This is a genomic window from Pantoea sp. BJ2, assembly GCF_040255075.1.
Taxonomy (GTDB): Bacteria; Pseudomonadota; Gammaproteobacteria; order Enterobacterales; family Enterobacteriaceae; genus Pantoea; species Pantoea leporis.
In genome coordinates this window covers 3,966,172-3,991,049 of sequence record NZ_CP158292.1, presented here as the reverse complement: position 1 = coordinate 3,991,049, position 24,878 = coordinate 3,966,172, and the positions used below count along the sequence as shown (strand labels likewise).

At 57.3% G+C, this 24,878-nt stretch carries 24 protein-coding genes and 1 riboswitch; of the genes, 13 read left to right on the top strand and 11 right to left on the bottom strand.

Annotated elements, in window-relative coordinates; translation table 11 throughout:
• Positions 1-24 precede the first annotated feature (24 nt).
• Genes AAF463_RS18535 through AAF463_RS18520 form a run of 4 tightly spaced genes read right to left on the bottom strand, consistent with a single transcriptional unit; the run spans position 25 to position 4,354 of the window.
• Positions 25-852, bottom strand: a complete 828-nt coding sequence (locus tag AAF463_RS18535) for an ABC transporter ATP-binding protein (protein WP_110867699.1) — start codon at positions 850-852, stop codon at positions 25-27.
• Positions 853-1,752, bottom strand: a complete 900-nt coding sequence (locus tag AAF463_RS18530) for an ABC transporter permease (RefSeq protein ID WP_061719814.1) — start codon at positions 1,750-1,752, stop codon at positions 853-855.
• Positions 1,749-2,759: an ABC transporter permease gene (locus tag AAF463_RS18525; RefSeq protein WP_350261264.1), complete on the bottom strand. Its 1,011-nt coding sequence runs from the start codon at positions 2,757-2,759 to the stop codon at positions 1,749-1,751. The genes AAF463_RS18530 and AAF463_RS18525 overlap by 4 nt, the downstream gene beginning before the upstream one ends.
• Positions 2,759-4,354 carry an ABC transporter substrate-binding protein gene (locus AAF463_RS18520; protein WP_350261263.1) on the bottom strand — a complete coding sequence of 532 codons (1,596 nt, stop codon included), beginning with the start codon at positions 4,352-4,354 and terminating at the stop codon, positions 2,759-2,761. The genes AAF463_RS18525 and AAF463_RS18520 overlap by 1 nt, the downstream gene beginning before the upstream one ends.
• A 198-nt stretch (positions 4,355-4,552) precedes the next feature.
• On the opposite strand from AAF463_RS18520, the gene AAF463_RS18515 reads away from it, so the two are divergent.
• Together AAF463_RS18515 and AAF463_RS18510 are read left to right on the top strand one after the other, a co-directional pair.
• A complete protein-coding gene (locus AAF463_RS18515; RefSeq protein ID WP_110867725.1) occupies positions 4,553-5,608 on the top strand; it encodes a dipeptidase in 1,056 nt (351 codons plus the stop codon).
• Positions 5,609-5,610: 2 nt separating this feature from the next.
• Positions 5,611-6,519, top strand: coding sequence for a LysR family transcriptional regulator (locus AAF463_RS18510; protein WP_192236921.1), 909 nt, complete (start codon positions 5,611-5,613; stop codon positions 6,517-6,519).
• A 105-nt stretch (positions 6,520-6,624) separates the two neighbouring features.
• On the opposite strand, the gene AAF463_RS18505 is transcribed toward AAF463_RS18510, so the two are convergent.
• Positions 6,625-7,977, bottom strand: coding sequence for an MFS transporter (locus tag AAF463_RS18505; protein ID WP_350261262.1), 1,353 nt, complete (start codon positions 7,975-7,977; stop codon positions 6,625-6,627).
• A 174-nt stretch (positions 7,978-8,151) separates the two neighbouring features.
• Positions 8,152-9,054, bottom strand: a complete 903-nt coding sequence (locus AAF463_RS18500) for a GntR family transcriptional regulator (RefSeq protein WP_192236923.1) — start codon at positions 9,052-9,054, stop codon at positions 8,152-8,154.
• 135 nt (positions 9,055-9,189) lie between these two features.
• Between AAF463_RS18500 and AAF463_RS18495 the strand changes: the two genes are divergently transcribed.
• The 3 genes from AAF463_RS18495 (at position 9,190) to AAF463_RS18485 (ending at position 11,811) form a co-directional block, all read left to right on the top strand.
• Positions 9,190-10,218 (top strand): zinc-binding alcohol dehydrogenase family protein, encoded by a 1,029-nt coding sequence (locus tag AAF463_RS18495; protein ID WP_350261261.1) that lies wholly within the window; start codon positions 9,190-9,192, stop codon positions 10,216-10,218.
• Between the two features lie 145 nt (positions 10,219-10,363).
• Positions 10,364-10,439, top strand: a riboswitch (Fluoride riboswitch).
• Positions 10,440-10,529: 90 nt separating this feature from the next.
• Positions 10,530-10,907 (top strand): fluoride efflux transporter CrcB, encoded by a 378-nt coding sequence (gene crcB, locus AAF463_RS18490; protein ID WP_101762757.1) that lies wholly within the window; start codon positions 10,530-10,532, stop codon positions 10,905-10,907.
• A gap of 106 nt (positions 10,908-11,013) precedes the next feature.
• Entirely contained in the window at positions 11,014-11,811 is a 798-nt protein-coding gene (locus AAF463_RS18485) for a sugar phosphate isomerase/epimerase family protein (protein ID WP_350261260.1), read from the top strand.
• On the opposite strand, the gene AAF463_RS18480 is transcribed toward AAF463_RS18485, so the two are convergent.
• From AAF463_RS18480 to AAF463_RS18470, 3 genes are all read right to left on the bottom strand, one after another.
• Positions 11,808-12,413 (bottom strand): prolyl oligopeptidase family serine peptidase, encoded by a 606-nt coding sequence (locus AAF463_RS18480; protein ID WP_350261259.1) that lies wholly within the window; start codon positions 12,411-12,413, stop codon positions 11,808-11,810. The genes AAF463_RS18485 and AAF463_RS18480 overlap by 4 nt on opposite strands.
• An 11-nt stretch (positions 12,414-12,424) precedes the next feature.
• A complete protein-coding gene (locus AAF463_RS18475; RefSeq protein ID WP_350261258.1) occupies positions 12,425-13,366 on the bottom strand; it encodes a glutathione S-transferase family protein in 942 nt (313 codons plus the stop codon).
• 99 nt (positions 13,367-13,465) lie between these two features.
• Entirely contained in the window at positions 13,466-14,365 is a 900-nt protein-coding gene (locus AAF463_RS18470) for a LysR family transcriptional regulator (protein ID WP_137386717.1), read from the bottom strand.
• Between the two features lie 195 nt (positions 14,366-14,560).
• On the opposite strand from AAF463_RS18470, the gene AAF463_RS18465 reads away from it, so the two are divergent.
• On the top strand, positions 14,561-15,685 hold the full coding sequence (locus AAF463_RS18465; protein WP_350261257.1) for a GNAT family N-acetyltransferase: 1,125 nt from the start codon (positions 14,561-14,563) through the stop codon (positions 15,683-15,685).
• On the opposite strand, the gene AAF463_RS18460 is transcribed toward AAF463_RS18465, so the two are convergent.
• A complete protein-coding gene (locus AAF463_RS18460) occupies positions 15,682-17,514 on the bottom strand; it encodes an ABC transporter ATP-binding protein (protein ID WP_350261256.1) in 1,833 nt (610 codons plus the stop codon). The two genes, AAF463_RS18465 and AAF463_RS18460, sit on opposite strands and share 4 nt — an antisense overlap.
• A 64-nt stretch (positions 17,515-17,578) precedes the next feature.
• On the opposite strand from AAF463_RS18460, the gene AAF463_RS18455 reads away from it, so the two are divergent.
• A complete protein-coding gene (locus tag AAF463_RS18455) occupies positions 17,579-18,073 on the top strand; it encodes a GNAT family N-acetyltransferase (RefSeq protein WP_222235046.1) in 495 nt (164 codons plus the stop codon).
• A gap of 80 nt (positions 18,074-18,153) precedes the next feature.
• Here the strand turns inward: AAF463_RS18455 and AAF463_RS18450 are convergent, their stop codons facing one another.
• Positions 18,154-19,068 (bottom strand): sugar ABC transporter substrate-binding protein, encoded by a 915-nt coding sequence (locus AAF463_RS18450; RefSeq protein WP_312464080.1) that lies wholly within the window; start codon positions 19,066-19,068, stop codon positions 18,154-18,156.
• Positions 19,069-19,479: 411 nt separating this feature from the next.
• Between AAF463_RS18450 and AAF463_RS18445 the strand changes: the two genes are divergently transcribed.
• From AAF463_RS18445 to kdpA, 6 genes are all read left to right on the top strand, one after another.
• Positions 19,480-20,871 carry an MFS transporter gene (locus AAF463_RS18445; protein WP_350261255.1) on the top strand — a complete coding sequence of 464 codons (1,392 nt, stop codon included), beginning with the start codon at positions 19,480-19,482 and terminating at the stop codon, positions 20,869-20,871.
• A 123-nt stretch (positions 20,872-20,994) separates the two neighbouring features.
• Positions 20,995-21,303 (top strand): type II toxin-antitoxin system RelE/ParE family toxin, encoded by a 309-nt coding sequence (locus AAF463_RS18440; RefSeq protein WP_101762747.1) that lies wholly within the window; start codon positions 20,995-20,997, stop codon positions 21,301-21,303.
• Between the two features lie 43 nt (positions 21,304-21,346).
• Positions 21,347-21,679, top strand: a complete 333-nt coding sequence (locus AAF463_RS18435) for a HigA family addiction module antitoxin (protein WP_101762746.1) — start codon at positions 21,347-21,349, stop codon at positions 21,677-21,679.
• A gap of 156 nt (positions 21,680-21,835) precedes the next feature.
• Positions 21,836-22,999 (top strand): HD-GYP domain-containing protein, encoded by a 1,164-nt coding sequence (locus AAF463_RS18430; protein WP_350261254.1) that lies wholly within the window; start codon positions 21,836-21,838, stop codon positions 22,997-22,999.
• 109 nt (positions 23,000-23,108) lie between these two features.
• Positions 23,109-23,198 carry a K(+)-transporting ATPase subunit F gene (kdpF, locus tag AAF463_RS18425; protein ID WP_081113208.1) on the top strand — a complete coding sequence of 30 codons (90 nt, stop codon included), beginning with the start codon at positions 23,109-23,111 and terminating at the stop codon, positions 23,196-23,198.
• Positions 23,198-24,877, top strand: coding sequence for a potassium-transporting ATPase subunit KdpA (kdpA, locus tag AAF463_RS18420; protein WP_350261253.1), 1,680 nt, complete (start codon positions 23,198-23,200; stop codon positions 24,875-24,877). Before kdpF ends, kdpA begins: the two co-directional genes overlap by 1 nt.
• Position 24,878 lies beyond the last annotated feature (1 nt).

Here is a 24,878-nt window from a genome sequence, read left to right as displayed (position 1 = left end):
CATACGGAGCGGCTTGAAACTGCGTTAGTTGCGCCACGCGGCATCGCGCTGCAATACGGGTAAACGTTCGCGCGGATGGCGCAACGACGGCAAACACGCCAGCAAACCGCGCGTATAGGGATGCTGCGCCTGCTGCAACTGCCCGGCATCGAGCAGCTCAACGATGCGGCCGGCGTACATCACCGCCACGCGATCGCAGAAGTGCGACACCAGCGGCAAATCGTGGCTAATCAGAATCAGCCCCATGCCGCGCGCCGATACCAGCTCGTCAATCAGCTTGAGAATCTCCGCCTGCACCGTGGCATCCAGCGCGCTGGTGGGTTCATCGGCGATCAACAGTTCCGGATCGGGTGCCAGCATCATGGCAATCATCACGCGCTGGCCCATGCCGCCGGAAACTTCATGCGGATAGCGTTGCGCCACGGCTTCAGGGTCGCGAATCTTCACCTGCTCCAGCAGCTCAATCGCCGCCTGCATCGCCGCTTTGTGGCTGCCGCCTTTGTGCTCGCGCCAGGCTTCGGCAATCTGCTGGCCGATGGTCATCACCGGATTGAGCGAGTATTTCGGGTCCTGCAGGATAAAACCGACGCGCTTGCCGCGAATTTTGCGCAGCACTTTCTCGCTGGCTCCGCGCAGATCGATGCCGTCAAAGCGCAGCACATCGGCGCTCACTTCCGCGTTGCCCGGCAGTAGCTGCATCAGGCTGCGCGCGGTCAGTGACTTGCCGGAGCCGCTTTCGCCGACAATGGCAAACTTCTCGTGGCCAACGCTAAAACTGACGCCGCGCACCGCTTCAACGGTTTCGCTGCGCGAGCGGAAGGCAACGCGCAGGTTCTCAATTTCCACCAACATTTAGCGCTCCTTAGGATCCAGCACGTCACGCAGACCGTCGCCGAGAAAGTTGAACGCCAATGACGTCAGGAAAATCGCGATACACGGCATCAATGGCACCCACCATTCGCTGAACAGGAAACGACGCGCGGTGGCGATCATCGTGCCCCATTCCGGTGACGGCGGCTGCGCGCCCATGCCGAGAAAACCGAGGCTGGCAGCGGTGATGATGATGGAGCTCATGTCCAGCGTGACGCGCACAATCAGGCTCGGCACGCACAGCGGCATGATGTGGCGCAGAATAATGCGCAGCGGCGAAGCGCCGGTCAGACGGCTGGCGGCGATAAAGTCGCTGTGGCGGAACTGCAGGGTTTCGGCCCGCGCCAGACGCGCATACGGCGGCCACGACGTCAGGGCAATCGCCAGAATCGCGCTCTCCACGCCGGGTTTCAGCGCGGCGACAAACGCCAGCGCCAGAATCAGACGCGGAAAGGCGAGGAAGATGTCGGTCAAACGCATCAGCGCTTTATCGATGAAACCGCCGGCATAGCCGGCGATGCAGCCAATCAGCAGACCGAGCGGCGCGGTGAGCAGCACCACGGCGATCACCATGCCGAGCGTGGTGCGGCCGCCGTAGATAATGCGCGTCCAGACATCGCGCCCCAGCTCATCGGTGCCGAGCCAGTGCGCGGCGGAAGGGGCCGCCAGACGGTTTTCCAGATGCTGCATACCGGGTTCGAACGGCGTCAGCCACGGGGCAAACAGCGCCAGCAGCAGCATCACCGCCACCACCAGCAATCCGGCCATCGCCAGCGGATTACTGCGCAGGCTGAGCCACAGGCGATAACGCCGGCCCCACACCGCCTGGCGGCGATTGGCTGGCGTGTCGTCGAGCAGCCATTCTCGTGAGAAGAAGATCATTTTACGCGCGGGTCCCAAAGTCGATAGAGAAGATCAGCCAGCTGATTGAGCAGCACATACACGGTGCCGACCAGCAAAGTGGCGCCGATCACCGGGTTCATGTCGGCGTTCATCAGCGAGGTGGTGAGATATTGGCCGATACCGGGCCAGGCGAAGACGTTTTCCGTCACCACCGCGCCCTCCAGCAATCCGGCGTAGGTCAGCGCCAGCACCGTGACCAGCTGAACCGCCACGGTGGGAAACGCATGCCGCCAAATCACCCGCCGTGACGACAAACCTTTGGCGCGCGCGGTGATCACGAACTCGCCGCTCAGCGCGTTAAGCATAAAGGTGCGCGTCATACGCGTGATGTAGGCCATGCTGAAGTAGGCCAGAATCAGCACCGGCTGCGCCATGTGGGCCAGCGCATCCCAGAAGGCGTCCATTTCCCCGGCCAGCAGCGAATCAATGGTGAGGAAGCCGGTGACCTGCGGCACCATATCCTGCCAGATGATGTCCTGTCGTCCGGGGCCGGGCGCGATGCCGAGCACCGCGTAGAACACCAGCAGGCTCAGCAGCGCCAGCACGAACACCGGCAGCGAATGGCCGGCGAGACAGATCACGCGAATGGTTTGATCGACCCACGAACGTTGACGCACCGCCGCCCACACGCCAAGCGGAATGCCAACCAGCGCCGCGATGATGATGGCCGCCGTTGCCAGCTCCATGGTGGCGGGGAAGAAGCGGGCGATATCGGTAATCACCGGATTCGAGGTGAGAATCGATTTACCGAGATCGCCATGCAGCAGTTGATTGAGGTAGTGACCAAACTGCACGTAAAGGGGCTGATCCAGCCCCATTTCCGCACGTACGCGCTCAACTACCGATTGCGGTGCGTTATCACCGACAGCCGCCAGCACCGGATCGGTGGGCATGACGCGGCCAATGAAAAAGGTCAACACCGACAGACCAAACAGCGTCAGCACCAGGCTTCCCAGGGTGCTGACGATTCTCTTCAGTAACGGCATCAGGCTTTTTTCACCTGCGCATACGGCCACTGCTCCAGCACGGTCATGTGGACATCACTCAGCGCTTTGCTGGTGGCCACGTTTTTGGTCTTCTGCATCATGAAAATAAACGGGCTCTTCTCGCGGCCTAGCTGCTGAATCTGCTGATAGAGCGCGATGCGCTTCGTCGGATCCGGCTCATGCAGCGCCTGCTCGGTGAGTTTGTTAAATTCATCGTCTGACCAGCTGCAGCGCCACGCCAGCGTTCGCGCACGCGCGTTATCGCTGTTGTCAGTGTTAACGCAGAAGGCTTCGGTATTGGAGTTAGGATCAAAGTAATCGGCGCCCCACACGGTCAATGCCAGCTGATGCTGTCGTGCACGCATCTTGGTCAGCACCTGGCGGTTTTCAGCGGCGATCAGTGACACTTTGATGCCAATCGCGCCCAATTGCGTCTGAATCGCCTGCGCGATGTCCGGATACGGTTGCATGGAGTAGTGATCGAGGGTGATTTCGAAACCGTCCGGATATCCCGCTTCGGCCAGCAGCGCTTTGGCTTTCGCCAGATCTTTGTGGAATGGCGTATCGTCCAGCGCCGCCGGGAAGCCGCTCGGCAGGAAGCTTTGATGGGTAACAAAACTCATCGACAGAATGTTTTTCTGAATGCTGTCGTAATCCAGCGCCCACTTCAGCACCTGCCACACCTGCGGTTTTTTCAGATACGGATTATTGGTGTTGCACGACATCAGCATGATGGCCGACAGCGACTGATTCACCAGCGACACGCTGCTGTCGTTTTTCACCTGCAGCAGCTGTTCGGTGGTGAGGTCATACGCGGCATCAACATCGCCTTTTTTCAGCATCAGCGCCTGCGCGGCTGGGTCGGCGATGTGTTTAAGGATCACGCGTTTGGTTTTGCTGGCGCCTTTATATTGCGGGCTAATCTCCAGAATCACCGTTTCGCTGGCATTCCAGGTGCGCAGGGTAAAGGCACCGGAACCGGCGCTGTGCTGTTTCAGCCAGCCGTTACCGAAGTCATTGTTCTGCTGGTTCGCCAGACAGGCTTTCTTCGACACGATGCTGCCGACGGTGGCGGACAAGCAGTAGAGCAGGAAGGTTTCGGCCGCCGGCGCGCCGAGTTTCATCTCCACGGTGTGCGCATCTTTCGCGGTGACCCGCTGCGTCACGTTGTCTTTGGTAAAGCCGAACTGGTTGATAATAAAGGCCGGGCTCTTATCCAGCTTGACGATACGCTCAATCGAGAACGCCACGTCTTCTGCGGTAAGCGGCGAACCATCGGCGAATTTGGCCGCCGGATCGAGATGGAAAGTGTAGGTGCCGTTATCGCTGCTGACGTCCCAGCTTTGCGCCAGTTGACCAATCACTTTATCGGCTTGCTTGGGATCGGGCGTGACTAGACGTTGATAGAGGTTGCCGCAGATCTGGCCGCCGGTGGCTTCGAAGCTTTCGTGTGGATCGAGGCTGGTGATGTTATCGAGCTGCATCGCGATCACCAGCATGGTCGGCGGCGTCGCGGCAAAGGAAGAATTCAGGCTGAGGTAGGAAACAACAGGTACAGCAGTGCATCCTGCAAGAAAACGTCTTCTGGTAACCATATAAACTCCCAACTTATTGATAATTAAAATAAAAAATCGTTATTTGATTGTTTTTTGTCTTGACTTTAGGCACCCGCCGGAGGATTAATACCGGTTCTACGTCCTTTGTTTCACGCGTGTGGTTTTGCCCTTTTATGGTGCAATTTGCTCCGCCAGCTGGCAGTGCTGCGCTTTCCCCCGAACATGGAACTGAACAACATGTCTGACTCGATTACCCTCGATATTCCGGTCTTTGACGGCCACAACGATGTGCTGAATAAGCTGTGGCAGCACCATCAGCCGGACGCGGTTAATGCCTTTTTTACTGGCACCAAAACGGGCCAAATGGACTTGCCGCGTATCCGTCAGGGAAATATGGTAGGTGGCATTTTCGCCACCTGGGTGCCGTCCCACCCTCTGATTGCAAGAAGTGCGCCAGACCTCGCAGATTTTCCTCAGGAAATTATCAACTCAGCGCGCGACGCGACCTTTTCCATGCTGGCGCTGCTGCTGCGCATTGAGCAGGCCTCGAATGGCCAGGTGAAGATTTGCCGCAGCGTGCGCGAGATTCGTCACTGCATGGCGAACAAGGTGTTAGCGGTGGTGATGCACGTCGAAGGTGCGGAAGCGCTGGATACCCACGGCGAGCTGCTCGACATGCTGTATGCCAGCGGCTTGCGCACGCTGGGACCGCTGTGGAGCCGCCCGAATCAGTTCGGCGACGGCGTGCCGTTCCTCTATCCCTCGTCGCCGGATATCGGCAACGGCCTGACGGCTGCGGGCAAGCAGCTGGTGCGCGACTGTAATCGCCGCCGCATCATGGTCGACTTGTCGCATATGGATGAGAAAGGCTTCTGGCACACCGCGGAAATCAGTGATGCGCCGCTGGTGGCGAGCCACTCCAACGCGCATGTGCTCAGCGCGCAGTCACGTAATCTCACCGATCGCCAGCTGGCGGCGATTGCCGAAACCAACGGCTTTGTCGGCGTCAATTTTGCCGTGCCGTTCCTGCGTGAAGATGGCGATCGCCATGCGCCGACCGGCGTCGATGCCATCGTGCGTCACGTTGAGTATCTGCTGGAAAAAGTGGGGGAAGAGGGCGTCGGTTTTGGTTCGGATCTCGATGGCGCCACCATGCCAGGCGATTTTAAGGACGTGGCCGGATTCCCGCTGCTGGTGCAGGCGCTGGCGCAGCGCGGCTATTCGCGTGAGCTGCTGGAGAAGATTTGCCACGGCAACTGGCTGCGCGTGCTTGAAGCCACCTGGGGCGAATAATCATGCGGCTGCGGCATATTGAAGTCTTTCAGGCGATTGTGCAGACCGGCAGCATCAGTGCGGCGGCGCGTTTGCTGAATGTGTCGCAGCCGAATGTCAGCCGCGTGCTTAATCACGCCGAGCAGCAGCTCGGTTTTGCGCTGTTTGAGCGGCGCGCGCAGGGCATGGTGGTGACGGCAGAAGGGCGGCGCTTGCTGCCGGAAGTGGAAGATATCTATCAGCGTTTACAAGCGATTACCCAACTGACCGAGCAACTGCGGCGCGGCGAAGGGCAAACGGTGCGCGTCGGTGCTGCGCATGCGTTTGGTCAGATGGTATTAGCACCCGCGCTGGTGAACTGGCGGCAACAGGCGGCGTCGGTCAGCGTGGAACTGGTCACCGAGCACTTCAGCACCTTGTGCCGCATGCTGATGGATAATCAGCTCGATTTCGCGCTGGTGTTTGGTCAGCAGGTGGATGCCGATTTACTGGCGGAACCGCTGTTTCAGTCGTCGATGGTGGCGTTGCTGCCGCGCGATCACACCCACCATGAGCCGGTGACGCTGGAGTGGCTGTGCGCCAACAACCTGTTGATGATGCAGAATCAGGATCCGCTCGGTCGGGTGCTGCACCGCGCGCTGCGCGATAAAGGGCTCAATCCGGCGGTATCACTGTCGATTAAAACCTATTCGGTGATTGCCGATATGGTGCTGGCGGGCGGCGGCGTCGGGATTGTCGATCTGTTTACCGCGTGCCGTTATGCCGACCAGCTCAAGTTGTTGCCGGTCGCGCAGCCGCTACCGTTTGAGGTGATGTTAATCAGTCGCCGCGATCAGCCGCAGTCGCAATCAACGCTGCAGCTGAAACAGGTGATTCGCAACAAGCTGTGGGAGATCGCCCGCCAGTGCGAATCGCAGTTTTTCACCCCCTGAATCTGTAGCGGCGCAATGTATTGCGCATTGCTCGGTTGGGCACGTTGCCGACATCGACATGCGCGATAAATCGCGCCGCTACGGTATGTGCGGCGCTATGCACGATCAAACCCCATCGGTAATCGGCTTACGCACCAGCAGCAAATAGGCCAGCGCACCCATCACCGTCACACCGGCGCAAATCATCAACGCCAGGCTAAACGACTTGGTGGTATCCAGCACCCAACCGGTGATCACCGGGGCGAACGAGGCGAACACGAAGCTGGCGAAGTTCTGGATGCTGCCGACCGAGGCGGTCATGCGCGCCGTGACGTTGGCGTGAATCAGACCCCAGCACGATGTACCGGCAAAGTGGATGCAGAACAGCGCCATACCAATCATGGTGACCGCGCTGGTGGTGTCGGTGGCACGCGTTACAAAGGCGGTAAACGCGGCGGACAACAGCATGCCCGTGACGATTGAGACCTTACGCACCTTCACCGCATCATGGCCACGACGCACCAGCGCATCGACCACATAACCGTTCAGCAGCATGCCCGCCGCGCCGAACAGGAATGGAATCGCAGCCAGTAAACCGGTGCTTTTCAGATCGAGATTATAAGTGGATTGCAGATAGCCCGGCAGCCACGCGATGTACAGCCACGCGGTGTAGTTGATGCCGCTGAAGCCAATCATCATGCCCCACATGGTGCGCTGCTTAAACAGGCCGCGCCACTCGGCAAAACTCAGCGGCTCTTTGCGCGATGCCACGCTGCCCGCCTGCAGATAGTGAATCTCTTCGCCGCTCAGCGTGTTGTTATCGCGATCGCGGTACATCAGATACCAGCCGATGGCGAGAAACATGCCAAGCACGCCGATAGTGATAAACATGCCGCGCCAGCCCATCACCATCATCATCGCGGCCAGAATCGGTGGCGCAATCGACAAGCCAATCATCGAAGCGGCGTTAAACATGCCCATCGGCATGCCGCGATCTTTGATGTTGAACCAGTCATTGATCACCTTGACGCCGCACGGGTTCATCGGCGCTTCGCCAATACCTAACCCGATACGCACCAAAATAAACTGGGTGAAGTTATGCACCAAACCGGCGGCCGCCTGGAACAGCGACCAGAAGAACATACCAATCGCCAGCATGATGCGCGGCCCTTTGCGATCGAGCAGCGCACCGCACGGCAGCTGCGCTAAGCCATACGCCAGCGAGAAGGCCGACAGCAGCACGCCAATTTCAGTCGCGGATAAACCCAGTTCTCCCCGGATGGTCATATTGGCCACCGACAGCGAACTGCGGTCGAGATAGTTGATCATGGCGGCGAACAGCAGCAGCAGCATGGCGGTAATCTGGATCTTTCTGATGCGCGGCGAGCGCACCACGTCACTGCGTGCCGGGATAAAATCTTGCCCGTCTGCAGCCGGTTGTGGCGCGTTTTCGCGGCCACGAGCCGAAGTATTTTCCATTGCGACCTCCCGGATCTGGGTACTTATCGTTATGCGTTTGTGTGGGATCCTGCGGCAGCAAAACGGTGCTGCCCCAACGGATTGACTTCGAGACTAGAAGCAATCAGATCGGGATGTTGCGGAGATGTTTCAGATTCGTGCGGGAGCTAATGCTTTGCGGTTTTTAATCGGTTTTTAATTGTACTGGCGGATCGAACGGATCATCGATGTCTTGGCGGTGCCGAGATGAGTGTGCAGGGCGCACAAGGCTTCGACATCCTGACGGCTAATTAGCGCTGTCAGGATCGCCATATGTTCCTCCAGCGCCACGATATTTCTCTGCTTAAGATCGGTTTCATCCCATTGATAATGCGAGTGAAAAATCACGGAAATAATCTCCAGCGACTGATTAAAAAACGGATTGTTGGCGGCGGAGAGAATCAGCGTGTGCATCTCTTTATCCAGCGCGGCGAAGTGGCGGTAATTGCTGGCGATGGTGTCACGCATCGAACGATGGCGATCCAGCAGGTCGCGCGCCTGCATCCAGCGCTCATCCTGCGAAGGCAGGTTGAGAAAACGGGTCAGCGCGTGGGTTTCCAGCATTTCACGCAGCTCAAACAGGTTCTCGGCATACTTCTGATCGAACTTCTTCATGCGCCATTGTCCGCGCTTCACCGGTTCCAGCAGGTCATAACGCATAAAGCGCAGCAGGAATTCACGTACCACAACCGGACTGACCTTCACCTGCTGGGCTAACTGCAGCTCGCTAAAGGTATCGCCCGGCATCAGCTGACGTTGATTGATCAGGTTGAAAAAGGTCTGCTCAAACTGCAGCGCCTGCTGATCGATCGGCGGCGTCAGGGCGTTAAAACCATCTTCTTCGCTGGGATCGCGCACGATAACGTAGGTTTCATCCACCTTTTCCAGCACGCCGCGCTCATGCAGATGCTGCAAAGTGTGGCGCACCGTAGTGCGGCTGATGTTGAACATCTCGGCCAGCGCCGCCTGCGGTGGCAACGGCGAACGGATATGCCGTTTGGCAATGCCTTCCAGCATCTGATTAATCACGTTCTGACGTAGATTCTGGCTGCGGCTCATACGCGTCTCCGGTTTTTTATCTATTAAAAACCATACAAAGCCCAAAAAAAGCGGTTGGCTTCACACTTCCCCCAACGCAAAACGCCGCCATCGGCGATTTTCGCCATAACTGCGACAACAGCACAGGAGAAGCCAATGACAACGATGAAAACGCTGGTGGTCGCCGAGCCGCGCCAGATGGTATGGCAGCAGCGCGCGAAGCCGACGCCCGCCGCCCATGAAGTTCTGATCAAACCGATCGCCGCCGGCATTTGTGGCACCGATATCCACGCCTGGGCCGGAAATCAGCCGTTTTTCAGCTATCCACGTGTGTTGGGGCATGAGCTGTGTGGCGAAGTGGTAGAACTCGGCAGCCAGACCAGCGGCTTCAGGCTGGGCCAGCGCGTGGCGCTGATTCCCTACGTTGCCTGCCAGCAGTGCGATGCCTGTTTAAGTGGCAAAACCAACTGCTGCGAAAAAATCTCGGTGATTGGGGTGCATCAGGATGGCGGTTTCTGCGAATACCTTAGCGTGCCGACCAGCAATTTGCTGGCGGTGGATGAGGTTGATCCCGAAGCCGCCGCGCTGATTGAACCCTTCGCCATCAGCGCGCATGCGGTGCGCCGTGCGGCCGTTACGGCGGATGAGCAGGTTTTGGTGGTGGGCGCAGGTCCGATTGGTCTTGGCGTGGCCGCGATTGCGGCGGCAGCGGGGGCGAATGTGGTGGTGGCCGACACCAGCGAGCAACGCCGTGCGCACGTAGCGCAGAAGCTGGGTTTGGCGACGGTGAATCCATTAGACGCCGATTTTGAGGCGCAGTTGCGGGCGGAATTTGGTGGGCGTTTGCCGGCCAAAGTGATCGATGCCACCGGCAGCCCAGCGGCGATGAACGGCGCGGTGAAACTGATTCGTCACGGCGGCATCATCGTGTTTGTCGGCCTGCACAAAGGCGATCTGGTGATCCCGGATATCGAGTTCCACAAAAAAGAAACCACGCTGCTGGGCAGCCGCAACGCCACGCTGGAAGATTTCGCGAAAGTAGGCGAACTGATGGCGAACGGGCAGCTTCGTGCCGACATGATGCTCAATCGCCATTATGATTTTTCTACGCTGGCAGAGCACTTTGAAGCGGATGTGATTAACAACCGGGAACTGATTAAGGGCGTGATTCACTTCGAACGTTGATATTGGCACCAACCGTAGCGGCGCAATTTATTACGCAAAGAGGGATTGGCACGGTGCCTTCACTGATGCGCGCGATAGATCGCGCCGCGACACCATTGTGTCTCCTTCACCATATTGTCTGCATTGCCAAGCCAGCGTATTATCTCCCGCCTAAGGTGATGGCGTGCCACCTTCCCCAACCGCCGTTCTGGTCACAGACGGCTGATGACGCCTGACAACACTCGTATCCCTGCGCGGGAGACGGCGGTGTGTCAGGTGTTATTCTGTCCTGCCGCGGCCCTGCGCGTCATTCATATCAGGAGCTCCAAACTATGTTGAAGTCGTTACTGGCGGTGGTGCTGGGCGGTGCGGTGGGCTGTACGCTGCGTTGGTTGATCTCATTACGTTTTAACGCGCTGTTTCCTAATTTGCCGCCCGGCACCCTGATGGTCAATCTGGTAGGCGGTTTTATCATCGGCGCAGCGCTAGCCTTTTTTGTGCGTAATCCGCATATCGATCCCTTTTGGAAACTGTTAATTGTCACTGGTTTGTGTGGCGGCTTAACCACCTTTTCCACTTTTTCTGCAGAAATTGTTGGGTTGCTACAATCAGGTAAATACCTTTGGGCGATGTCGAGCGTGATGGTGCATGTTATTGGTTCGCTGCTGATGACCTTCGCCGGTTTTGCCGCGGTCAATCTGCTCGGATAACCATCGCGCTTGAAATAACTCCTCAGAGGTAGATACTGATCGCCATTCTGTGCGCGTGACGCACAGAATTTGTCACCGATTATCCGGACGATTAAGGAGCTGTGTCATGCGTTGTAACCCTAAATTCCTTAACCTGGTGTTGTTAAACGGTGAACCTGAGGAGAAGCTGCGTGCCGCACGCGCCGCCGGTTTCGATCAGGTTGAGATCTGGCGCGACGATGTGCAAGCCAGTACGCCACAGTTAGCGAAGCAGTTGCAGCTTGGCTTCACCAATGTGCAAGTGCTGCGCGATTTCACCGGTGCGCCGGATCGCGACCGCCAGCAAAAACGTGAAGAGCTGCGTCAGTTTATTCAGATTGCCCAAACCATCGGCTGCGACACCATTCAGGCACCGGCCAGCACGCGTGAAGATTGTGTGGCGGCGCGTATTGATGAAGATTTACGTTGGATGGCATCGGAAGCCGCGCGCTACAACATGCGCATCATGTATGAGCCGATGGCGTGGTGCAGCGTAGATAACACGCTGCCGCTGGCGTGGGAACGCTTGCAACAGCTGGACCAGCCGAATATCGGTTTAGTGGTCGATCTGTTCCACATCTGCGCGTTAGGCGGCGATGCGTCGCAGCTGGATGGCATTCCCGCCGACCGTATCTACGAAGTGCAGCTGTGCGATATGGCCGACATGCCACCGCAGGATAAGCAGCCGCTCAGCGAGTACGCGCGTCACCAGCGCCTGTTGCCGGGCGATGGCATCATCGAAGTGGAACGCTTTGTCGATAAGCTGAAAAGTGCCGGTTACAGCGGGCCGGTCGGCATTGAAGTGTTCAACGATAAGTTGAAGGCGCAGCCAGCAGACGTGGCTGCGCAAAAAGCGTGGCAGGCGTTAAATCGTTACTGGCCTTAATCCTGTAAACATTGCGCAATGAAACCGGCGGCATCCATCGCACCCTGCGATGAAATGGTGTGGCCGGTTGCCGCTTCATAACGCGCTTCCACCGTCACGCCAGCCTGCTGTAAACGTTGCTCCGCCGATACGCTTTCGCTAAACGGAATCACCTCATCGGCTTTGCCGTGAATCAGCAGCGCAGGCGTATACGGCTGCGGCGTTAGTGCGCCATCAAATGCCAGACGGCCGGAAAAGGCCACCACGCCGGCTAGCGGATAACGGCCCGACGCCAGCGCATCTAACGCCATGATCGAACCCTGCGAAAAGCCCACCAGAATCACTCTGTCCCACGCATCCGCCATGCCGTGCTGCGCCATCAGCTGCTGCAGCGTGTTATCAAAGGCCGCGCGCGCTTCACGCACGCGCGACGGGCGGTTTTCGGGCGTGATGCCGGTCAGGCTAAACCACTGATATCCCATCGCGTGTTCAAAAGGATAGGGCGCATTCGGCGAGGCAAACGCCACATCCGGCAGCAGGCGCGCCCAATGTTCGCCGAGCACCGCGAGATCATCGCCGTTGCTGCCGACGCCATGTAAAAAAATCACTAACGCTTTTGCCATCGCCCTGTTCCTTATAAATCGTAGGCCGCCATATCCGGGCCAACCGGCACAATGCCGTTTGGATTCAGCGCTTTAATTGAATAATAGCCCTGCTTGATGTGATCGATATTCACCGTCTGACGCACGCCAGAGACCGAAAGCATACTCTTTAGATAACGATCGAGCAGCGGATAGTCGCGCAGGCGGCGCAGGTTGCATTTAAACAGGCCGTGATAGGCGGCGTCAAAGCGCACCAGCGTGACGAACAGGCGGATATCCGCTTCGGTTAAGCGCTCGCCGAGCAGGAAAGTACGGCCATCCTGCAAGCGCAGCTCCAGCTCATCTAACTGGCTGAACACATCGTTAAACGCCTGCTGATAACTCACCTGCGTGGTAGCAAAACCGGTGCGATAGACGCCGTTATTCAGGCGCGGATAGATCGATTCGTTCAGCGCGTCGATCTCAGCGCGCAGATCCTCGGGATAAAGATCGATGCGATCGTCCGCCAGCGCGCCAAAGCCGCTGTTCAGCATGCGCAGGATATCGGCTGACTCATTATTGACGATGGTTTGCGTCTTTTTGTCCCACAGCACCGGCACGGTGGCGCGGCCGGTGAAATCGGCATCGGCACGGGTGTAGAGTTCGTGAAGGTATTCGGCTTTATTCAGCCAGTCGCGATCTGCGCCAGGATAATCACCGAAGCGCCAGCCTTGCGCGCCGAGCTGCGGCTCAACCACCGACACGCTGATGACCTTATCCAGCCCTTTCAGACTGCGCGCCAGCAGCGTGCGCGAGGCCCAAGGACAAATCAGCGCCACATAGAGGTGATAACGATCCGGCTCGGCAGCGAATGCGCTGGAACCATCTGCGCTAATCCAGTGACGAAAACGGGATGTCTGGCGCACAAATCCGCCTTGTTGATCGGTGGCTTGCACCGGATGCCACTCTGCACTCCACTTACCGTTTACCAGCATCGTCTTCTCTCCTCAGTGTTGATGAAGTGAGCATACAGCGCTGCTGGTTAGGCGATAATCCGGGCAAAATGGCTTTCATTGCTTCCAAAATGGAAGGAATTAGCCGGGCGGATGGTGCTGGAAATGGGCGGCGAGGAAATCGATCAACAGCCGGGTTTTCTGCGCCAGATGACGCGCCGGCGGATAGAGCGCGAACAGGCCCATGGGCGGCGTGGCGAATTCCTCTAATAGCGAGACGATTTCACCGCGCTGCAGTGCGGGTGCGGCAATAAAACCTGGTAGCCGCGCAATGCCCAATCCGGCGATCGCCGCCTGCAAACAGGCTTCGGTATTGGAGAAACAGAGACGACCGCGAATCGGCATGCTGACGCTGTCGCCGCACGGCGTGACAAACGGCCAGTGCCAGGGATCGCGGAAGTTGGTATCGCTGATGCACTGATGTGCCGCCAAATCGCGCCAGTGCTGTGGCGTGCCGTGGTGCAGCAGATAACCGGAAGACGCGGCCACGCGGATCGGCACATCGCCGAGGCGGCGCGCGATTAGGCTGCTGTCGTCAAGCTTGCCGATGCGAATCGCCATATCGAAGCCTTCATCGACGATGTTAACTGCACGATCGGAGAAGTTCACGTCGAGTTCGATCTGCGGATAATGACGCGCGAACTCCACCAGCACGCTGGCCAGCACCGCAGTACCAAAGGTACCGGGCGCACTGATTTTCAGGCGGCCGCTCGGCGTAGTGGCGCTGTCGCGCACCGTGGCATCCAGCGTATCAAAGGCTTCCAGCAGGGTTTTTACCCGCTCGTAATAGGCGCGACCGATTTCGGTGGGCGAGAGCGCGCGCGTGCTGCGTTTAAACAGCTGCACCCCGAGCTCCTGCTCCAGCCGGGATACCAGCTTTGACGCCTGGCCGCTGCTGGTGCCGAGGCGTTCGGCCGCACCGGCGAAGCTGCCCACTTCCAGCACGGCGACAAACATTCGGTCACAATCGAGGCGATCCATGGCGTTTCCTGACGGCTAAAAAGCCTGAGTATACACATGCCTAAAGGGCGCGCGATAAATGGCGCCGCTACGGAACTATCCACAGGTCGGTTGCGGGCACAAAGCAAGGTATACACATTCAGTGCGCTGCACCTTTTCCCACGCGGGAAAACCTGTTGAACTAGGCGCCTGCTTTCATCAGGCCGGGAGCCGTGAATGTCTTTGCTACATCTGTCGTCGCTGGCGGAGATTGCCGCCGTCGAATGGGATGCGCTGTTACCTGACGATCAACCGTTTTTACGCCACGCATTTCTCTTGTCACTTGAAGAGAGCGGCAGCGTGCGGCCCGAAAACGGCTGGCAGACGGATCACCTGCTGTGGCGCGAAAACGGCACGCTGCGTGCGGCGCTACCGGGCTATCGCAAACGCCATTCGCGCGGTGAATATGTGTTTGACCATGCGTGGGCGGATGCCTGTCAGCGCGCCGGTATTCCTTACTATCCGAAATGGCTGGGCGCGATTCCGTTCAGTCCGGTGACTGGCGCACGCCTGCTGGGCAATGAAGAAGCGGTGCTGAAACTGCTTAGCGCGCTGCCGGATAACCTCTATCAACACGGTCTGAGCGGCGCGCACATCAACTTCACCACGCCGTTCGCCAACCACATTATGCAGCAGCAGCCAGACTGGCTGGAGCGCCTCGGCTTGCAGTATCACTGGCATAACAAAGGCTACCGCGATTTTCAGGATTTCCTCGACACGCTGATGTCACGCAAGCGCAAACAGCTGCGCAAAGAGCGTGAGCAGGTGATGAGCAGCGGCTTTGAATTCAGCTGGTATCGCGGCGATGAGCTGCGCGAAGATCAGTGGGATTTTGTTTACACCTGTTATGCCAACACTTACGCGGTGCGCGGCCAGCGGCCCTATCTGACGCGCCACTTCTTTAGCCTGCTGGCGGAGCGCATGCCGCATTCGATTCGCGTGGTGATCGCGACGCTACAAGGGCAACCGGCAGCGATGGCATTCTGCTTAATGGACGGCAACACGCTGTACGGCCGCTATTGGGGCTGTCTGGCGGAGTTTGATCGGCTGCATTTTGAAACCTGCTTCTATCAGGGCATGGATTTCGCCATCGCGGAAGGTGTGCAGCGTTTTGATGCGGGCGCGCAGGGCGAGCATAAGCTGGTGCGCGGCTTTGAGCCGCACATCACCCATTCGTGGCACTATTTGTGTCATCCCGGCTTGCGCGATGCGGTGGCGGATTTTCTGCTGCAGGAACGGGAAGGCGTGCGCGGCTGGGCGATTGAAGCGCGCGACGCCTTACCGTATCGGCGTGGTGATTAATCCGCGCCGACAAAACCGCCGGTCTGATGCTGCCACAGGCGCGCGTAAAGTCCGCCGTGCGCCAGCAGTTCGCGGTGGTTGCCCATCTCGACAATCTCACCTTGCTCCAGCACCACCAGACGATCCATTTTGGCGATAGTGGAAAGACGGTGCGCGATAGCAATCACCGTTTTACCCTGCATCAGCGTTTCCAGGCTCTCCTGAATCGCCGCTTCCACCTCGGAATCCAGCGCCGAGGTGGCTTCGTCCATGATCAGAATCGGCGCATCTTTCAGCAACACGCGCGCGATGGCGATACGCTGACGCTGACCGCCTGACAGCTTGACGCCGCGCTCGCCCACGTGCGCATCCAGACCAGTGCGGCCTTGTGGATCGTAGAGCAGCGGAATGAACTCGTCGGCGCGCGCGCGGATAATCGCCGCCTGCAGCTCCTCTTCCGTCGCATCCGGACGCCCATACAGCAGGTTTTCGCGAATTGAGCGATGCAGCAGCGACGTGTCCTGCGTGATCATACCGATTTGCCCGCGCAGGCTCTCTTGCGTCACTTCGGCGATGTTCTGATCGTCAATCACAATGCGGCCGCTGTTGATGTCATACAGCCGCAGCAGCAGATTCACCAGGGTGGATTTACCGGCGCCGGACGGCCCAATCAAACCGATCTTCTCGCCCGGCTTGATGTTGAGGTTGAGGCGATTGATCACCTGACGACTGCCGCCATAATCAAAGCGCACATCCTCAAAACGAATCTGGCCGCGCGTCACCTGCATGTTTTTCGCATTCGGTTCATCCTGCACGCTCAGCGGCTGCGCGATGGTATTCAGGCCGTCCTGCACCATGCCGATGTTTTCGAAGATGCCGTTCACCACCCACATGATCCAGCCGGACATGTTCACCAGACGAATCACCAAACCGGTCGCCAGCGCAATCGCGCCAACGCTGATCAGCGACTGGCTCCACAACCACAGCGCCAGGCCGGAGGTACTGACAATCAGCAAGCCATTCAGCGTCGAGAGCGTGATATCCATGGTGGTGACCATGCGGCTGGCGTGCTGGGTTTTGTCGGTTTGCTCCTGAATCGCCTCACGCGCGTAACGCTTCTCCAGATCGTTATGCGAAAACAGTTTGATGGTGGCGATGTTGGTGTAGCCGTCGACAATGGTGCCCATCAATTTCGAGCGCGCTTCCGATGACACCACCGAACGCTGTTTAACGCGCGGCACAAAGAAGCCCAGCGACACGCTGTAAGCCACAATCCAGATCATCAACGGAATCATCAAGCGCCAGTCGGCTTCGGCGAACAGCACCAGCGAGGTCACCGCGTAAATCACCACGTGCCAGATGGCGTCCACCAGCTGTACCGCCGAATCACGCAGCGAGTTACCGGTCTGCATGATGCGCTGGGCAATGCGCCCGGCAAAATCGTTCTGGAAGAAATTCAGGCTTTGACGCAGCACGTAGTTGTGATGCTGCCAGCGGATCATGCTGGTCATGCTCGGGTTAATACTTTGATGTACCAGCATATCGTGCGCAGCAATCACCACCGGCCGCAGAATCAGCGCGACAAAACCCATCCACAGTAATATTTGCCAGTTATCGCTGAACAGCGAAGCGGGCGTCGAGTGATTAACCAGGTCAATGATGCGGCTGAGATAGCTGAACAGCGCCACTTCGATCAGTGCTTGTGCCAGCCCGACAATCAGCAGCGCGACAAAGCTCGGCCACACCTGACGCAGATAGTAGAAGTAGAACGGCCAGACGCTGGCGGGTGGGGAATCGGTTGGCGCATCCTGGAAAATATTGATAAAACGTTCAAAACGGCGATACAACATAGAATCACTCTTCCCGAAATGGTGAGAGTTAACAGCTTAGTGCATGTGAAAAGGGATTACCGACATGGATTTACACATTCGCGGTCGTGAGCCGGGCGATGCAGCCGCCTACCAACGCCTTTACAGCCATCCTGAAGTCTATCGCTGGACCACGCAGTTGCCGTGTCCGAGCATAGCGACCTGGCAGAAAAAATTCGAAAAGATGGATGAGCTGGGATACATCGGCTTTGTTGCGGAGATTGAGGGTGCGATGGTCGGTGAGCTCACGCTGTTTGTCGAACAGCGTCCGCGCACGCGTCACAGCATCAGTTTTGGTATCAGCGTCGATCCGGCGTTTGGCGGGCGCGGCATTGGTGAAAAGCTGATCCGCAACGCGATGGATTACGCCTTCAACTGGCTCGGTATCATGCGCATTGAGCTGGAAGTGTTCCACGATAACCAACGCGCGCTGGGCCTGTATCAAAAGCTGGGCTTCGAGCGCGAAGGCGTGAAGCGCAAAGCCTGCCTGCGCGACGGCGAATATCACGATATCGTGCAGATGGCTAAACTAAAAAACTGATGGGTTTTGCGCAATAAATTGCGCCGCTACGGTTTGTGCACATGTTGTAGCGGTGCGATTCATCGCTCGCGTTTGACCTTTTACTGACTCTTCTCAACGTACTTCTGCATATTCTCTTTGGTCACCAGCTCGAACGGGATCCACACGTGTGAATCCACTTTCTCGCCTTTGATCAGCTTCTGCGCCACATCCACCGACGTTTTGCCCTGGCCGACCGCATCCTGGAAAACCGTGACCTGAATTTTGTCCTGCGACAGCGCTTTCAGGCCGTCTGGCGTAGCATCGATACCGCCAATCAGCACCTTTTTATTGCTTTTGGCCAGCGCCATGGCCGCGCCTATCGCCATCTCATCGTTATTAGCCGCAACGATATCAATCGCTTCATCGTTGCCCAGCCAGCTATTCATCAAATCCATGCCTTCATTGCGCGCGTAATTAGCGGGCTGTTTCTGTACCACTTTCATGCCGGGATATTTCGCCACCACTTGCTCAACGTCTTTGGTGCGTTGCAGCGCACCGGCGTCGGTCAGGTTACCGATCATGATCGCCACATTGCCTTTGTAGTTAGCCATTTTCGCCAGCGCTTCCATCTGCAAGGTGCCGGATTCACGCTCGTCGGAGCCGACAAACACCACGCCGGCCGGCAGCGATTTATCGCCCGGCGTGCGGTTGACGTACACCAGCGGAATTTTTGCCTGCTGCGCCAGCCTGGTGAGCTGCGGCGTGCTGGCGGAATCGACCGGATCGACGATGATGGCATCCACGCCCGCACCGATAAAACTCTGCACCTGATCGGTCTGACGTCCCACATCGCCGCGTGCATCTTCAAACTGGATATCGAGTCCACGCGCTTTGGCTTCTTTATCAATCGACTGACGAATAATGGTGAGGAAGTTTTGATCGAAGTAGGCCATCGACACGCCAATTTTTTCCGCCAGCGCCGATAGTGACGTCGAGAGCAGGCCGAGCAACACAATCGCCTTGAGGATTTTCATCGCAGACTCCAGAGTAAGCTTGTTATTAGAATGAATGTTTCATCGATCTTAAAAATGGCTCAATGAAATCATTTTCAGCCTACGAGCCCGCCACCCGGCTGACAATCGGCAAGGTTGGATTTTGCAGCTAAGCGCACACTTTGCTCTCGGGTGCGTCTTTCCTTCGCGCACTCATAGTTGCACTGCGAATTATTTTCTTAGAGTTGGCGCACATTGCGGTGCAACAGCCTGCTGATTTTTGAGGTTCTGTGCAGCACCGCACCTCACTTTGTGCCAGCGGCTAAATCTGACGCTATTTTGCTCCGTCGATTCCGCCATTCGCACAATGACCGTGGGTGAAACTGCTTCCTATAGTTGCTCAACAGGGAAATAAAGCGGTATTCCGGCACGTTCATTTGAGGAATTCAGCCCATGCAAAAAGCCAATCATCGTCCACAGAACAGCCACGTACGCGTTGGGATCCTTTGCCTGATCCTGTTTCTTTCCGTAGTGGCATATGCCGACCGCTCGATCCTGTCGATCTCAGGATCGGCGATCAAAGATGAGTTTGGACTTTCGGCGATCCAGCTTGGTCTGATCCTCTCGGCATTTAGCTGGGCCTATGTGATCGGCCAGATCCCCGGCGGCCTGTTTCTCGATCGCTTCGGCACCAAAAAAGTGTATGGCGTGACGCTGGCGCTGTGGTCGATCTCCACGTTGCTGATGGGCTTTGTCGGCGAGTTCTCCAGCGGCATGACCATGGCGCTCACGCTGATGTTTGCGCTGCGTTTCGCGCTGGGCCTGATTGAAGCACCGAGTTTTCCCGCCAATGCGCGCGCGGTGATCATGTGGTTCCCCAGCGCTGAACGCGGCCGTGCTTCTTCACTCTTTGCCTCGGCGCAATATTTTGCCGTCGCCATCTTTTCGCCGCTTTCCGGCTGGCTGGTGTCGCGCTTCGGCTGGGAATGGCCGTTCTTTGTGCTGGGCGGCATTGGCGTGCTGGCAGTGTTTGTCTGGATGGGCTTTATGCGCAGCCCGCGCCATCATCCGCAGGTCTCGGAAAATGAATTGCGCTACATTGAGCAGGGCGGTGCGCTGGTTGATATCGATTCGGCACAAACGCTAAAAGCGCGTCCGCCATTGAGCAAAGCGATGTTCAGGAAGCTGCTCAGCAACCGCATGCTGTGGTGCGCCTATATCGGCCAATACTGCATCATCGCGTTGAGCTACTTCTTCATCACCTGGTTCCCGATCTATCTGGTGCAGGCGCGCGGCATGAATATTCTTGATGCCGGTTTTGCCACCATCGCACCAGCGGTATTTGGTTTCCTCGGCGGCATCAGCGGTGGCTATATCTCCGACAAACTGCTGGCAAGCGGCTGGAGTTTATCCTGGGCGCGTAAAACGCCGTATATTGTCGGCATGCTGATGGCGGCATCGCTGGTTCTGGCGGCGGTGATCCCCAGCAACGTCGGCATTATCGCCATGATGTCGTTCGCCTTCTTTGGTAAAGGCGTGGCGGCGGGCGCCGGAACCTGGACGGTTGTCAGCGATACCGCACCGAAAGAAGCGGTTGGCCTGGCGGGCGCGATTTTTAACGGCATCGGCAATATGGCGGGTTTTATCACGCCGCTGCTGTTCGGCATCATCGTCGGCTTGACCGGCAGCTACAGCATCGGGCTGGTGTTTGTCGGCGCGCACTGCGTGGTTGCTGCACTGCTGTTCCTGCTGGTGATGGGACCGATTGAACGCGTTGGTGCGGAGCAGAACCCTGCTGCCTCTTATGAAAATCCGGAGAAAGCGCGCGGTATTAAAGCGGTTTAATCATCGGCTCATAAATTTTTGGAATCCCGATCTGAAATTCGTTATGATGTTAAAAAAGGCACTTGAGCACAGTGCGTTAGTGCAATAAGTTGCCCACCATGTTTACATCAGGTGTGGTAGTAGATGAAGGGTTCAATTCACAGTTTCAGGGACGATTGGCTGCGATTATTTTTTGTTTATGCAACACCGCATAAGCATATCCCGGCCATGATTGAGTCCGCATTGGCGCGCAAGCTCGACATCATCCATGCCGCAACATCGCATCATGATTTGCGTTCACCACCGGGTAATCGCTTTGAGGCTTTAAGACCTCCGCTATTGGGGTATTATTCAATACGGATAAATGAGCAGTATCGACTAATTTTTCAATGGGTTAATGGCACGGCAAGAGATCTCTATCTCGATCCACACACTTATCGTAAACACCGCTAGCAGCAACTTTTGGCCAACTGCTAAACGTTAAAGAGAAGCAATAATGAAACAGGCGATGCGTAAACCGACCAGCGTTGGCGATGTTCTGCAGTACGAGTTCCTCGAGCCGCTTAACCTCAAAGTGAATGACCTGGCAGAGATGTTGAACGTGCACCGCAATACAGTCAGTGCATTGGTGAATAACAACCGTAAACTGACCACCGAAATGGCATATAGGTTGGCAGCTGTTTTCGATACTTCAGTCGATTTTTGGCTGAATCTGCAGCGCCATTTGGATCTATGGGAAGTGGAAAACGATGCCAGAACACAGGAAGAGTTGAGCAGGGTAACGCCGTTAAGTGCCTTTCTGGCGCAGCGTTCAGCGGTTGTAGCCTAAAATCATGGTCGCCATAAATGGCGATCCAACGTCGTAAAATTCGCATTTATACGCACCCCTCGCGCAAACCTCACCGATCGCACAAATCCACTCTGAAGATTTTTTGCTCAGCTGCCGATACCTCCTTACCACCCACTGATATTAAGGAGCGATATCGTGATAAAGCTGATTAATGTTGACGAACTGCGGCAGGGAATGTTTATCCACAAACTGGAGGTTTGGTGGGTCAAAGATAAGCGCATTCGCAACCAAATGCTGATCACTGATAAACGCCAGATCGCGATGATCCGCAATGAGGGGATCCTGCAGTTATGGATCGATCTCGACAAATCGGTACAGGCACCCGTCACGCCTGCGCCGAAAAAAGAGATTCCTCAAACCCCGTTTTTCCAGGAGATGGATCAGGCGCAAAGCATCTTCAATCAGGGAAAACCGCAGGTGCTGGCGATGTTTAACGAGGCGCGCATGGGGCAAGGCCTCGACCTCGATTACACCCTTGATCTGGTTGATCAAATTGCCGGTTCGATCACCCGCGAACCCACGGCGCTGCTGAGCGTGGCGCGGCTGAAAAATCACGACGATTACACCTATCTGCACTCAATGGCGGTGTGCGGTTTGATGATCTCGCTCGGCAAAAAAATGGGCCTCGATGAGCATCAGCTGCGGCGCGTTGGTATGGGCGGTTTGCTGCATGATGTGGGTAAAGCCGCAGTGCCGCTGGAGATTCTCAACAAACCCGGCAAGCTCAGCGATGAAGAGTTCACCGTGATGCGTCAGCATCCGATCGTGGGCGCGCAGATGTTAATGGAAGCCAAGGCCGGTGAAGATCTGCTGGATATCGCGCTGCATCACCATGAAAAGTATGACGGCAACGGTTATCCGCACGGACTGAAAGGCGACGAAATCTCACTGTATGCGCGCATGGCATCGGTGTGCGACGTCTATGATGCCGTCACCTCGAATCGTCCTTATCGCAAAGGCTGGACGCCTGCCGAAGCGATGCACAACATGTTGAGCTGGCGTGGCCACTTCGATAACACGCTGCTGCACGCCTTCGTACGCACCATCGGCATTTATCCGGTGGGATCGCTGGTGCGACTGGCTTCCGGGCGCGTGGCGCTGGTGGTACAGGCTGGCGAAAAATCGCTGCTCAAGCCCAAAGTGCATGTGTTCTGGTCGCTGCACGCGCAGCGCGAAGTGAAACCGGAAGCGCTCGATCTTGGCGACAGCTTCTGCACCGACAGCATCACCGGCGCGGAAGACAGCGGCTTATGGCAGAACATCGATCTGAACCGCATCTGGGCGTTAGAAAGCGCTTAATTCTTCACCATTTTTATACTTTATTTACGCCCGCTTCCCGCCTTTTTACCTCTTCTTTATGCCGCGCCGCGCATGCTTGCAGCACTACCTAAATCCTCTGGAGGTTGCTGTGAGCGTGGGCGTGATAGCCGGCATCGTGCTGGTGTTTGTTCTTCTGGGCTACCTGATTTATGCCCTACTTAATGCGGAGGCATTCTGATGGCGGCGAATGCATTTATGCTAATTGCGGTGTTTCTGCTGGTACTGATGGTGCTGGCACAACCGCTGGGACGTTATCTCGCCCTGTTTGTCGCTGACAAGCCGCTGCTGCCGCGCACCGAAGGCGCGCTGTGGCGACTGGCCGGTGCCGACGGCGATGCCATGCGCTGGCCGCACTATCTGCTGGCGATTCTGCTGTTTAACGCGCTGGGTTTTGCCTTGCTGCTGCTGATGTTGATGACGCAGGCTGCGCTGCCGCTGAACCCGCAGCATCTGCCTAATCTCAGCTGGGATCTGGCGCTCAATACCGCTATCAGCTTCGTCACCAACACCAACTGGCAATCCTACGCCGGGGAAAGCACGCTGAGCTATTTCAGTCAGATGGCGGGCCTCACGGTGCAGAACTTCCTGTCGGCGGCGACCGGTATCGCCGTGGCGTTTGCGCTGATTCGTGGTTTTGCCAACCGTTCGCTGGATACGCTCGGCAACGCATGGCGTGACCTGACGCGCATTACTGTTTACGTGCTGCTGCCGATCAGCCTGGTTATCGCGCTGTTCTTTATCAGCCAGGGTAGCATTCAAACCTTCGAACCTTACCATGCGCTCACCACGCTGGAAGGCGCGCAGCAGACGCTGCCGCTCGGTCCGGTGGCGTCGCAGGAAGCGATCAAAATGCTCGGCACCAACGGCGGCGGTTTCTTCAACGTCAACTCGGCACATCCGTTCGAAAACCCAACGGCGCTGACCAACTTCGTGCAGATGCTGAGCATCTTCCTGATCCCGGCAGCGCTCTGTTTCACCTTTGGTCAGCATCTGGGCGATCGTCGTCAGGGTCACATGCTGCTGTGGGCGATGACCATCATGTTCGTGCTGGCGGTGATCACCGTGATGTGGGCCGAACTGCGCGGTAATCCGCACTTCCTCGCGCTCGGCGCGGACAGCGCCATCAATATGGAAGGCAAGGAGACGCGCTTCGGCATTCTCAACTCCAGCTTATTTGCGGTGATCACCACGGCGGCGTCGTGCGGTGCGGTCAACGCCATGCATGACTCCTTCACTGCGCTCGGCGGCATGGTGCCGATGTGGTTGATGCAGCTGGGTGAAGTGGTGTTCGGCGGCGTCGGTGCTGGCCTGTACGGCATGCTGCTGTTCGTGCTGCTCGGCGTGTTTATCGCCGGGTTGATGATCGGTCGCACCCCAGAATACATGGGCAAAAAAATCGACGTGTGGGAGATGAAGATGACCGCGCTGGCGATTCTGGTGACGCCAACGCTGGTGCTGCTCGGTACCGCGCTGGCGATGATGACCGACGCCGGTCGCGCCGGTATGGCCAATCCTGGTATTCATGGCTTCAGCGAAGTGCTGTACGCGGTTTCCTCGGCATCCAATAACAACGGCAGCGCCTTCGCCGGACTGAGCGCTAACACGCCGTTCTGGAACCTGCTGCTGGGCTTCTGCATGTTGGTGGGCCGCTTCGGCATCATCATTCCGGTGCTGGCGATTGCCGGTTCGCTGGCGGCGAAGAAAATTCAGCCAGTCGGCAACGGCACGCTGCCAACGCACGGCCCGCTGTTTATCGCGCTGCTGATTGGCACCGTCTTGCTGGTGGGCGCATTGACGTTCATCCCCGCGCTGGCATTGGGCCCGGTCGCGGAACATCTGCAATCAATTCAGGGATAAC

What these genes read in the sequence shown, in the direction of transcription:
- AAF463_RS18455 (WP_222235046.1), top strand. Translation starts at nt 17,579, where the DNA reads ATGGATTTACACATTCGCGGTCGTGAGCCGGGCGATGCAGCCGCCTAC.
- AAF463_RS18515 (WP_110867725.1), top strand. Translation starts at nt 4,553, where the DNA reads ATGTCTGACTCGATTACCCTCGATATTCCGGTCTTTGACGGCCACAAC.
- AAF463_RS18460 (WP_350261256.1), bottom strand. Translation starts at nt 17,514, where the DNA reads ATGTTGTATCGCCGTTTTGAACGTTTTATCAATATTTTCCAGGATGCG.
- crcB (WP_101762757.1), top strand. Translation starts at nt 10,530, where the DNA reads ATGTTGAAGTCGTTACTGGCGGTGGTGCTGGGCGGTGCGGTGGGCTGT.
- AAF463_RS18535 (WP_110867699.1), bottom strand. Translation starts at nt 852, where the DNA reads ATGTTGGTGGAAATTGAGAACCTGCGCGTTGCCTTCCGCTCGCGCAGC.
- AAF463_RS18465 (WP_350261257.1), top strand. Translation starts at nt 14,561, where the DNA reads ATGTCTTTGCTACATCTGTCGTCGCTGGCGGAGATTGCCGCCGTCGAA.
- AAF463_RS18520 (WP_350261263.1), bottom strand. Translation starts at nt 4,354, where the DNA reads ATGGTTACCAGAAGACGTTTTCTTGCAGGATGCACTGCTGTACCTGTT.
- AAF463_RS18510 (WP_192236921.1), top strand. Translation starts at nt 5,611, where the DNA reads ATGCGGCTGCGGCATATTGAAGTCTTTCAGGCGATTGTGCAGACCGGC.
- AAF463_RS18480 (WP_350261259.1), bottom strand. Translation starts at nt 12,413, where the DNA reads ATGGCAAAAGCGTTAGTGATTTTTTTACATGGCGTCGGCAGCAACGGC.
- AAF463_RS18450 (WP_312464080.1), bottom strand. Translation starts at nt 19,068, where the DNA reads ATGAAAATCCTCAAGGCGATTGTGTTGCTCGGCCTGCTCTCGACGTCA.
- AAF463_RS18525 (WP_350261264.1), bottom strand. Translation starts at nt 2,759, where the DNA reads ATGCCGTTACTGAAGAGAATCGTCAGCACCCTGGGAAGCCTGGTGCTG.
- kdpA (WP_350261253.1), top strand. Translation starts at nt 23,198, where the DNA reads ATGGCGGCGAATGCATTTATGCTAATTGCGGTGTTTCTGCTGGTACTG.
- AAF463_RS18505 (WP_350261262.1), bottom strand. Translation starts at nt 7,977, where the DNA reads ATGGAAAATACTTCGGCTCGTGGCCGCGAAAACGCGCCACAACCGGCT.
- AAF463_RS18470 (WP_137386717.1), bottom strand. Translation starts at nt 14,365, where the DNA reads ATGGATCGCCTCGATTGTGACCGAATGTTTGTCGCCGTGCTGGAAGTG.
- AAF463_RS18440 (WP_101762747.1), top strand. Translation starts at nt 20,995, where the DNA reads ATGAAGGGTTCAATTCACAGTTTCAGGGACGATTGGCTGCGATTATTT.
- AAF463_RS18530 (WP_061719814.1), bottom strand. Translation starts at nt 1,752, where the DNA reads ATGATCTTCTTCTCACGAGAATGGCTGCTCGACGACACGCCAGCCAAT.
- AAF463_RS18445 (WP_350261255.1), top strand. Translation starts at nt 19,480, where the DNA reads ATGCAAAAAGCCAATCATCGTCCACAGAACAGCCACGTACGCGTTGGG.
- AAF463_RS18435 (WP_101762746.1), top strand. Translation starts at nt 21,347, where the DNA reads ATGAAACAGGCGATGCGTAAACCGACCAGCGTTGGCGATGTTCTGCAG.
- AAF463_RS18500 (WP_192236923.1), bottom strand. Translation starts at nt 9,054, where the DNA reads ATGAGCCGCAGCCAGAATCTACGTCAGAACGTGATTAATCAGATGCTG.
- AAF463_RS18485 (WP_350261260.1), top strand. Translation starts at nt 11,014, where the DNA reads ATGCGTTGTAACCCTAAATTCCTTAACCTGGTGTTGTTAAACGGTGAA.
- AAF463_RS18475 (WP_350261258.1), bottom strand. Translation starts at nt 13,366, where the DNA reads ATGCTGGTAAACGGTAAGTGGAGTGCAGAGTGGCATCCGGTGCAAGCC.
- AAF463_RS18495 (WP_350261261.1), top strand. Translation starts at nt 9,190, where the DNA reads ATGACAACGATGAAAACGCTGGTGGTCGCCGAGCCGCGCCAGATGGTA.